This is a genomic window from Streptosporangium fragile (assembly GCF_039534445.1).
GTDB classification, from domain to species: domain Bacteria; phylum Actinomycetota; class Actinomycetes; order Streptosporangiales; family Streptosporangiaceae; genus Streptosporangium; species Streptosporangium fragile.
Map to the genome: position 1 here is coordinate 140608 of NZ_BAAAVI010000014.1, position 7905 is coordinate 148512.

Sequence of the window (7905 nt, forward strand, 5' to 3'; positions counted from 1 at the left end):
TAGGCCATGGGCTTGTACTTGCAAGATACTGGCATCAACGAATCATGCGCCTGACGAACGTGCGGGGGCCGAGGGTGCGGACCACCGTGCTGAGCCGGCCCTTCCCGGCGGTCGCGTAGGGCCGGACGCTCCAGCGGATCGCGCCCCGCCACCACGTGCGCGGTTCGGCGATCACCTCCGGCGCCGCCTCGACCCTGAAGCGGGCGGGCGGCCCGCCCAGGTCCACCTCCAGATAGGCGTCCCAGGTGCCGGGGCTCAGCCGGCCCATGGCCTGCCCGGCGGTGAAGACGCCGCCGTCTCCGGTCGCCGCCGTCTCACGCCGCTCACGCCCCGACTCGCGTTCCCGCCAGACCAGATGGCGTGCGACCGAAGCCGCCACGGCCTCGCCGCCCACGGTGACCTCTCCGTCGAGGACCAGCCGGTGCCCGGCCGCCCAGCGGGCGCACACCAGCCGCACACAGCCCGGGACCGCGATCACATGCCCGCCGACGTCAAGACTGAGGTTGCCGTAGGGCCGGGTGAAGTACGGCAGGGCGACGGCGGCCCCGGCCACCCTCGGCTCCGGCGGGGCGACGCGGCCGTCACGGTCGGCACCGAGACGCGCGATCCGCGGCACACCCTGGAAGTCAACCCGGATGTGGACATCCCAGACCCCGGAGGGCAGCCCGCAGGCGTCCACGACCCCGGTGAACCCCGCGCAACCGCCGGTCACCGGGATCACGACCTCCTCCTGCGGGCCGGGGCCCTCGTGCCGGCGCCGCAGCACCAGGGCCGGGGTTCCACCGGGGATCTCCAACCGGCCGTACTGCTCCGGCACGCCCAGCGCGACCTTCCCGGAGACGACCAGCCGCCCCCGCTCGTCCCAGCGGAGCCCGGTGAGCTCCCGGCGGACCGCGGCCGACTCGATGTGCGCCAGCCGGACGAGGCGGTCGATGTCCTCCAGCGCGGCGATCCGGCTCCGGTCGATCGCGGGGAGCCGGGCGCGGACCCCGTCGGTCAGCCACCGGTCGCACATGTCGGCCACCTCGGCCACGATCTCCTTGCGCTCGACCTCCCCCGCCTCCAGGAACGGCCGGCCGAGGCTGCCGAAGGCGTCCAGCCGGAAGTGGCGCCGCAGCAGGTGGTCGCGCAGGTCGCCGGGGCGCACGTGGGCGAGCATCAACTCGATCGGCCGCCTGATCATCCGCAGCCAGGCGACCGGGTCACGACTGCCCGGGCGCTGCATGATGCTGGTGCCGTCGGGCCGGTCGACCAGGTGGTAGCAGTCGTAGTCGGCGACCACCGAGATCACCTCGGCGTGGCAGTACGCGTGGGTGGTGAAGACGACGTCCTCGCCCACCAGGAGCGTCTCGTCGAAACGGATGGCGTACCGCTCCAACATCTCCCGGCGGAAGAGCTTGAAGCAGCTCAGGCTGTTGTAGACCGCGCTGTCACCGAGCGGCGCCCGTTCGGCGTTCTCATGGAACATCGAGACCGGCGCCCGGCGGTCATGTCCGACGATCTTGCCGAGCACGATGTCCGAGCCGTTACGGTCGGCCATCGCGAGCATCCGCTCCAGCGCCTCGGGACCGAGGTAGTCGTCCGCGTCGCAGAAGAACACGTATCTGCCGCGCGCGTGGGCGAGCCCGACGTTGCGCGGCCGGCCCGCGCCGCCCGACGCCTCCTGTTTGACGACGCGGATGACACCGCGGTGGTAGGAGGCGTACAGGTCGAGCAGGTCGGTGCCACCGTCGGTGGAACCGTCGTCGACGACCACGATCTCCAGGGCGACGCGCTGGACGAGCAGTGAAGTCAGGCACCGGTCGAGATAGGGCCGGCAGTTGTGGACGGGGACGACCACGGTGACGTCGACCTCGGGCCGGACCACCTCCTCCCTGGTGATGCCGGAGCCCTCCCCGATGCTGTCGGAGCCGCCCTGCCTCATGCGGACTCGCTGGAGGATCGTTCCCGTCACCGCCGCGCCCCTCGTCGGTCACTTTCTGCTTATCTGGCATCTCAGTATGTGACGAAGAGCCTCCCGTGCGAGGCGGATCCGCCGGGTTGGTTCCCCGGCCTTCCGGCCAGGGCCGCCGCTTCGGAGGGAAACAAGTGCTTCGTCCGCCTCGCCCGTCCCGTCTCCCTCGGCTCGACCCGCACATCCACCTCCCCCGCCCGGCCCGTGCACGCCTCACCACCCCTCATTGCCTCTCGTCACCCCGACCGGCCCGGCGGCTCGGCACGCCCCGACCGGCCCATACATCCGGCGGCCCGGCACACCTCGGCCGGCTCATACGTGCCCGCCGCTCCTGCCGACCCGCGCGCGGCCCCCGCCCCGACCGGCCCGGACGCCCGAACGCCCGGACGCCCGGACGCCCTCGCATGCCCATAATCGTTGCCCGGCGGGCCCCCGCCCCGTACCGGCCGACGAACCCCGAGGAGATCCGCGCCGCACGCGCTGAACGTCCCCGCAACGGGCCTGACCGCGCTCCCCGAGTCCCCCGGCGAGCTGGCCGGGCTGAGCAGCGCAGACCTGGCCTGGAACGAGCTGGACCGGCTGCCCGGCTGGGTCGGCGGCCTGTCCGAACTGGTCCACCTCCAGCTGGACGGCAACCGGCTGCGCCGCCTCACCCACCTGGATCTGCGCAACAACCGCCTACGCGAGGTCCCTGACGTCCTGGGCGACCTGCCCGCCCTGGAGAAGCTCGACCTGCGCTGGAACAAGCTCGGACGTCAAGCGCGTGAGCGATCGGCGTGGAACCGCGGATGCCGGAAGAGCCGCGAAAGGTCCGGGCCACCGGACAGGGCATCCCCCGCGCGGGCGGCGCCGATCCGGCAGCACGCCGTCAGGATCAGGACAGGATCGTCGTGCAGACGCTCTCGGGGGCGTTCACGAGAGCCTGGACCGACGGGCACGGAAGATCGTGGAGTTCGGCCGGACAGCAGAAGGCCGGGCCCCCGAATCCCGGGTGACCTGGCCTTTGCCACGAGCCGACGAGGGGAATCGAACCCCTGACCCACAGATCGCAAGATCTCCGTGCGCGCCCCTCCGACCTGCTGCGTCCCAGATCAGGAGAGGTGTCACCCTGCCGGCGAGTCCTCATGACCGCCCCTCGTTCCCCTGCCTTGCCGGCACGCGAGCGGCACGGCCGGAGAACCCCGTGCGGACGCGCACACCCCTCCCCGCCGGTTCTTCCCGTCGTTGTCGTCTCACTCTCCGGGGAGCGGGCCGTAGGACGACGGTGACGGGAAGAACCAGCCCTCCGCCACCTACGAACCCGGCCCTTGCCCCCGATGATCATCCGAAGCCGGAGGCTGGTTTGTCAGCTTCCCTCGCTACAGTCGGCCCGTGAGCGATGGTCAGACGGCGCTGGATCAGCTCATCGCCCGGGTGCCTCCACCGGCCGGCCTGTCACCGGTGACGCTCGATTGGGGTCAGGTCTTCGCCGCCTTCGAGACGGAGTTGCCATGGGACTTCGTCGAGTTCGCCGAGCGCTACGGGGCGTGCGAGTTCAACCAGTGGCTGGGCGTCAACGACTTCCGCCATTCGCATGACGGCGATCCTCGGCGGGGACCGCAGTCCGCGGGAGACGTCTATCGCGTCCTGCGCAGTGCTCACCCGGCGTCCTATCCGTTCGCGGCCCGGCCTGAGCCTGAGGGTTTCCTGGCCTGGGGAGCCATCATCGACGGTGACCACTTCGGGTGGTTGACGGTGGGTGACCCCGATGACTGGCCGGTGGTGGTCTGGCCTCGGCACCGCGAGCAGGGCCCGGCTGTTCATGTGCCGATGACGGAGTTTCTGCTGCACTGGGTTTCCGGCAGCGCGCTGAGGCTTCCGGAACTCCCGGTCTTCGACGAGATCACGTGTGGCGTCTGGGCCTGCCGGGAGTGCGCTGGGCCGGTTGATCGCTGACGGTGCCCGCGAGTGGGCGGCGGCGTGTCGCTGGGATCGGCGAGTGCGTCGGTTGCGGCGGGCGCGCGGGTCGGTGGACGGCCCGGGGCGCCGCCGGCCGGGACCGGCCCCCAGGCCGCACGCCCGGACGGCGGGCGGCGGGCGGCGGAGGGCCGGGTGCGGCGGCGCCTTGATACTCGATACTCGCGAGAACAATTCGGCAATGGTTACGGCGTCGCCAGAAGATTGCGGCATGGTTCCGCGTTCAGCAAGTCAGTCGTAGTTCGTGCACGTCGCGTACCAATCGCCGATCACATGGTTGACCGTCGAGACGCCGAGGTCCTTCGTTCGCCCCTCCGGGACGTGAGAAAATCCGCATTTCTCAAGCGTGCCTCCGGTGTTGGCCACGCCGAGGCGGGTGATTCCGCCCCATCTTTGTGCGGTTTCGATGGTGAACAGGCCGACACGCTGTTCCCTGAACGACACACGATCCTGTTCGGGTAACGACTGCGAATAGGCGGTGAGAGCGGACTCGGAGATCAGAAACGCTACCCGCATCGGAACCGGGGAGTTCGCCAGCGCGAGCGTAAACGCCCCGATGAGTGGCATCGCGATGATCCACGGGCTACGCCTGTATCTGCTGTCCCGTGTCATGAGAAGCGAGACCCATATGAGGCCGGACAAGAGCCATATGGGGACGGCGAAGAGGCCCAAGAGATGGTGGCCGCCGGGATAAGCCGCAGCGAAGAGGGTCAGGACGGCACTGATGACAACGGGGCCGAAGACGAGTCCTAATCGCCACCACTGGCTCCTATTCGGCGCCTGGTGCCGGATGACTGACGGGGTGAGCATACGAAGGACCCTAGCCGGGTGAACCGGAGAATGCCCCTGCCGTTCGCCGTGCAGGCCATCCGCAGTAGAAGGCCGGGCCCCGAATTCCGGGTGACCCGGCCTTTGCCACGGGCCGACGAGGGGAATCGAACCCCTGACCCACAGATCGCAAACGGTGATCAGCCGCTCTCAGGCGACCGTGAGGGCGATGCGGTCAGGGGGTTGCATCCTGTACCCCGGTACAGGCTTACCGTCGAGCTGTAGGGATCGCTCGCATCCGAGGCGGGCGGTCTTGGTCCTGGGAGGGCTCATGGGATGGGCACCGGCCGAATGCACGCTTCCCACCGAGGAACGACCGTTGCGGGTGGCGGAGTTCGATGCGTTGTTCGCCTCGGCGCTGCGCGGGCTGGAACGGGTGGCACCGACACATCTACGGCTCGTCCTCGACGGCGGAGCGCAGGTGGAGGAGACCACGCGGGACCTGACGGCACGGGAGACGGGGTGCTGCTCGTTCTTCACCTTCACCCTCACCCCCGGCGGTGAGCGTCTGTCCCTGGACGTGGAAGTCCCGGAGGCTCACACGGAGGTGCTCGACGGGCTGGCCGTCCGGGCGGCCGAGTCGGCTCCTCAGGTCGCGTCATGACCGGCAAGTGGCTGCGTACCGGAGAGGTCGCCGAAGCAGCGGGCGTCAACGCCCAGACGTTGCGGTACTACCACCGGCGGGGCCTGCTGCAGGAACCGCAGCGCAGCAACGGCGGGCACCGGCTGTATCCGCCGGAGACGGTGATCGCCCTCCGGGTGATCAAGGCGGCGCAACGGCTGGGTTTCACCCTGGAAGAGGTGGCCGATCTGGTCGAGGCGGGTGGACATCGCCACGGCAGGCCGGACAGCGGGTTGCGGGCACGGGCCGCCGCCAAGCTGGCCGAGGTGGAACAGAAGATCGCCGATCTCCAGACGATTCGGGAGACGTTGCTCCAGGCGGTGGAGGCCGGGTGTGACGACCTGGTGGCGTGCGCGGCGAGTTCGTGCTGCCCGCTGCCGTTCGCCGAGTTGGTGGAAGGAGCGCGGCGTGCCGACGTCAAGTGATCCGAAACGGCGTAAGCGTCCGCTCCCTGCGGGCCTGACCGGACTGGCGGCGCTGGCCTGTGCGGCCTGCTGCGCGCTTCCCGTCCTGTCGGCCGCCGGCGTGATCGGAGGCGCCGGGGCTGTTGCGCTCACCGATGCCATGCCGACTGTGGCCGTGGCCCTGACGGGCCTGGCCGTACTGACCTGGGGGCCGGCGTGGATGGTGCGCCGTCGTAAGCAGACCACCGGGTGCGCGGGTGGCGCTGGCTGTGGTTGCCAAGGCAGGGCTCACCAGCACACGGAGAGCGGTCCTCTACAGTCGCAGCCGTGACTGTCGCGCGTTCCCTCCTGCTGTTCGTGGTGGCTGCTCTCGCCGAGATCGGCGGGGCCTGGCTGGTCTGGCAGGGCGTGAGAGAACAGCGCGGGCTGTTGTGGGTCGGGGCCGGGGTCATCGCTCTGGGCCTGTACGGGCTGGTGGCCACCTTCCAGCCCGATGCCAACTTCGGCCGCATCCTGGCCGCCTACGGAGGCGTGTTCGTCGCGGGCTCGCTGGTGTGGGGCGTGGTGGTGGACAAGTTCCAGCCGGATCGGTGGGACGTCATCGGGGCAGCCATCTGCATGCTCGGCGTCCTGGTCATCATGTACGCCCCTCGTGGATGATCAGAGGCGACCGACGTCGAGCGCCGATCCGATGTCGATGAGAATGCCGGTCGATGCCGGTGACCCGGGGCCGGTTCGACTTCAGTGCCCGTTACTGTCGTGAGGCCGGCGGGCGTCCTACGTCGTTTGGATTAGGTCTGCCTGCCATGTCGCCTGCCGTGATTCCCAGTCCGCCCGAAGGGGTCTGCTATCTGGGTCCGCTGCCCATCCGCGCCTCCACGCTCTGCTCCTGCTCGGTGTCGTGGTGACCGTCGTCATCGCCGAACGTCGCCGGCGGAAGCGTGGCGGCGCGCCGGACGCCATGGTCGATCCGGCAACCTGGGCGATCCCGTTCGGCATCGCGGAAAAGGTGCCTGCCAAGGTCTGGCGGCTTCTCCATGACCTACCGCTTCGTCGGTCGGCGCGGGCTCGGGAAGGAAGCAGCCGGCGCGGCCCTGAAGAGTGTCGTAATCGCGCAGCCCTCGGCAGCGCTCTCGCGGTGGCCCGGGAGACGAAGACCCGGAACGTGAGTGGCACGCGGCGCTCCGGATGCCCGGGGACGACGAAGGCCCAGGTCAAGGAATCGCGCCCTTGGCCTGGGCCTTCGTTCTGCGAGCCGACGAGGGGAATCGAACCCCTGACCTACAGTTTACAAGATCTCAGTTCACACCCTCGTGACCTGCTGCGCTCCAGGTCAGGGCTGGTGTCACCCTGCCCGTGAGTCCCCGTGATTCCCCCTTGTCCACCCTCCTGACGGGCACGCGACGGGCACGACCGGAGAACCCCGTGCGGACGCACACGCCCCTCCCCGCCTGATCGTCCCGTCTGCCTCGTCCCACCCCGGAGGGGCAACAGCCCGGGGACGGAGGGTCAAGGCCGTCTTCGCGTGTACGTCAACCGGTCGCCGTTCCTCGGTCATCGGACGCCAACGTTCACAGACGGCCTTGAACCGGAGGAGTCGGGATGTTGGGCTTGCCTGGGACGTGGCAGACGGGACGATCAGGCCCCACCTCAGCCACCTGCGGTCTACGGCCTTGCAGCCGCGATCATCCCGGAGCCGAGGCCCCCGCCGGAGGCTGTTCTTGTCGGCCCTGCCATCAGGAGGTCGGGCGGTGCCATGGGTGGTCCTTGTAACGGAGAACGTCGATCAGGTGCCGGCTGTACCCGCTGGCCTGCACGACTTCGTCGATCTTCTCTGCGCGGGAATGGTGGGGCAGGAGCTGCTGCACGAGGCTTGCGATCTCGGCACGGACTTCCTGGAGTTCACGAGTCAGGTAACGCTCTTCTTCGCCGAGCCTGCGGAGTTCGGAGTAGCGACCGTCCGGGGGTGGCGTGCTCTCGGCCATGGCACCACTGTAGGCGGCGTATGCCGGAGGCGGTCGATGCGGACACGTTCTGTGGCGGCGGCGGGCCGGTGGTCGGCGAGCGGGTTGGGTACGGCGGGCGTGCGGGTCGGTGGACGGCCCGGGGCGCCGCCGGCCGGGACCGGCCCCCAGGCCGCA

General features: G+C 69.8%; 8 protein-coding genes. 5 read left to right on the plus strand and 3 right to left on the minus strand.

The window, feature by feature from the left end; translation table 11 throughout:
* Positions 1-34: 34 nt before the first annotated feature.
* A complete protein-coding gene (locus tag ABD841_RS12255; protein ID WP_344970714.1) occupies positions 35-1954 on the minus strand; it encodes a glycosyltransferase family 2 protein in 1920 nt (639 codons plus the stop codon).
* Positions 1955-2371: 417 nt separating this feature from the next.
* Between ABD841_RS12255 and ABD841_RS12260 the strand changes: the two genes are divergently transcribed.
* Both ABD841_RS12260 and ABD841_RS12265 read left to right on the plus strand, forming a co-directional pair.
* Positions 2372-2992, plus strand: coding sequence for a leucine-rich repeat domain-containing protein (locus ABD841_RS12260; protein ID WP_344970716.1), 621 nt, complete (start codon positions 2372-2374; stop codon positions 2990-2992).
* Between the two features lie 333 nt (positions 2993-3325).
* Entirely contained in the window at positions 3326-3889 is a 564-nt protein-coding gene (locus ABD841_RS12265) for an SMI1/KNR4 family protein (RefSeq protein ID WP_344970718.1), read from the plus strand.
* A gap of 252 nt (positions 3890-4141) precedes the next feature.
* On the opposite strand, the gene ABD841_RS12270 is transcribed toward ABD841_RS12265, so the two are convergent.
* Complete coding sequence (locus tag ABD841_RS12270; RefSeq protein ID WP_344970720.1) at positions 4142-4720, minus strand: hypothetical protein; 579 nt, start codon at positions 4718-4720, stop codon at positions 4142-4144.
* 289 nt (positions 4721-5009) lie between these two features.
* Here ABD841_RS12270 and ABD841_RS12275 point away from each other — a divergent pair, with 289 nt between their 5' ends.
* From ABD841_RS12275 to ABD841_RS12285, 3 genes are all read left to right on the plus strand, one after another.
* The gene (locus ABD841_RS12275; protein ID WP_344970722.1) at positions 5010-5342 is read left to right on the plus strand and encodes a hypothetical protein; all 333 of its coding nucleotides are present in this window, start codon (positions 5010-5012) and stop codon (positions 5340-5342) included.
* Complete coding sequence (locus ABD841_RS12280; protein WP_344970724.1) at positions 5339-5785, plus strand: MerR family transcriptional regulator; 447 nt, start codon at positions 5339-5341, stop codon at positions 5783-5785. The genes ABD841_RS12275 and ABD841_RS12280 overlap by 4 nt, the downstream gene beginning before the upstream one ends.
* Positions 5786-6091: 306 nt before the next feature.
* Entirely contained in the window at positions 6092-6424 is a 333-nt protein-coding gene (locus ABD841_RS12285) for a YnfA family protein (protein ID WP_344970725.1), read from the plus strand.
* Positions 6425-7500: 1076 nt separating this feature from the next.
* Here the strand turns inward: ABD841_RS12285 and ABD841_RS12290 are convergent.
* On the minus strand, positions 7501-7749 hold the full coding sequence (locus tag ABD841_RS12290) for a hypothetical protein (protein WP_344970727.1): 249 nt from the start codon (positions 7747-7749) through the stop codon (positions 7501-7503).
* Positions 7750-7905 lie beyond the last annotated feature (156 nt).

Coding starts and splice junctions, on each gene's coding strand:
- ABD841_RS12270 (WP_344970720.1), bottom strand. CDS start 4,720: ATGCTCACCCCGTCAGTCATCCGGCACCAGGCGCCGAATAGGAGCCAG.
- ABD841_RS12290 (WP_344970727.1), bottom strand. CDS start 7,749: ATGGCCGAGAGCACGCCACCCCCGGACGGTCGCTACTCCGAACTCCGC.
- ABD841_RS12280 (WP_344970724.1), top strand. CDS start 5,339: ATGACCGGCAAGTGGCTGCGTACCGGAGAGGTCGCCGAAGCAGCGGGC.
- ABD841_RS12275 (WP_344970722.1), top strand. CDS start 5,010: ATGGGATGGGCACCGGCCGAATGCACGCTTCCCACCGAGGAACGACCG.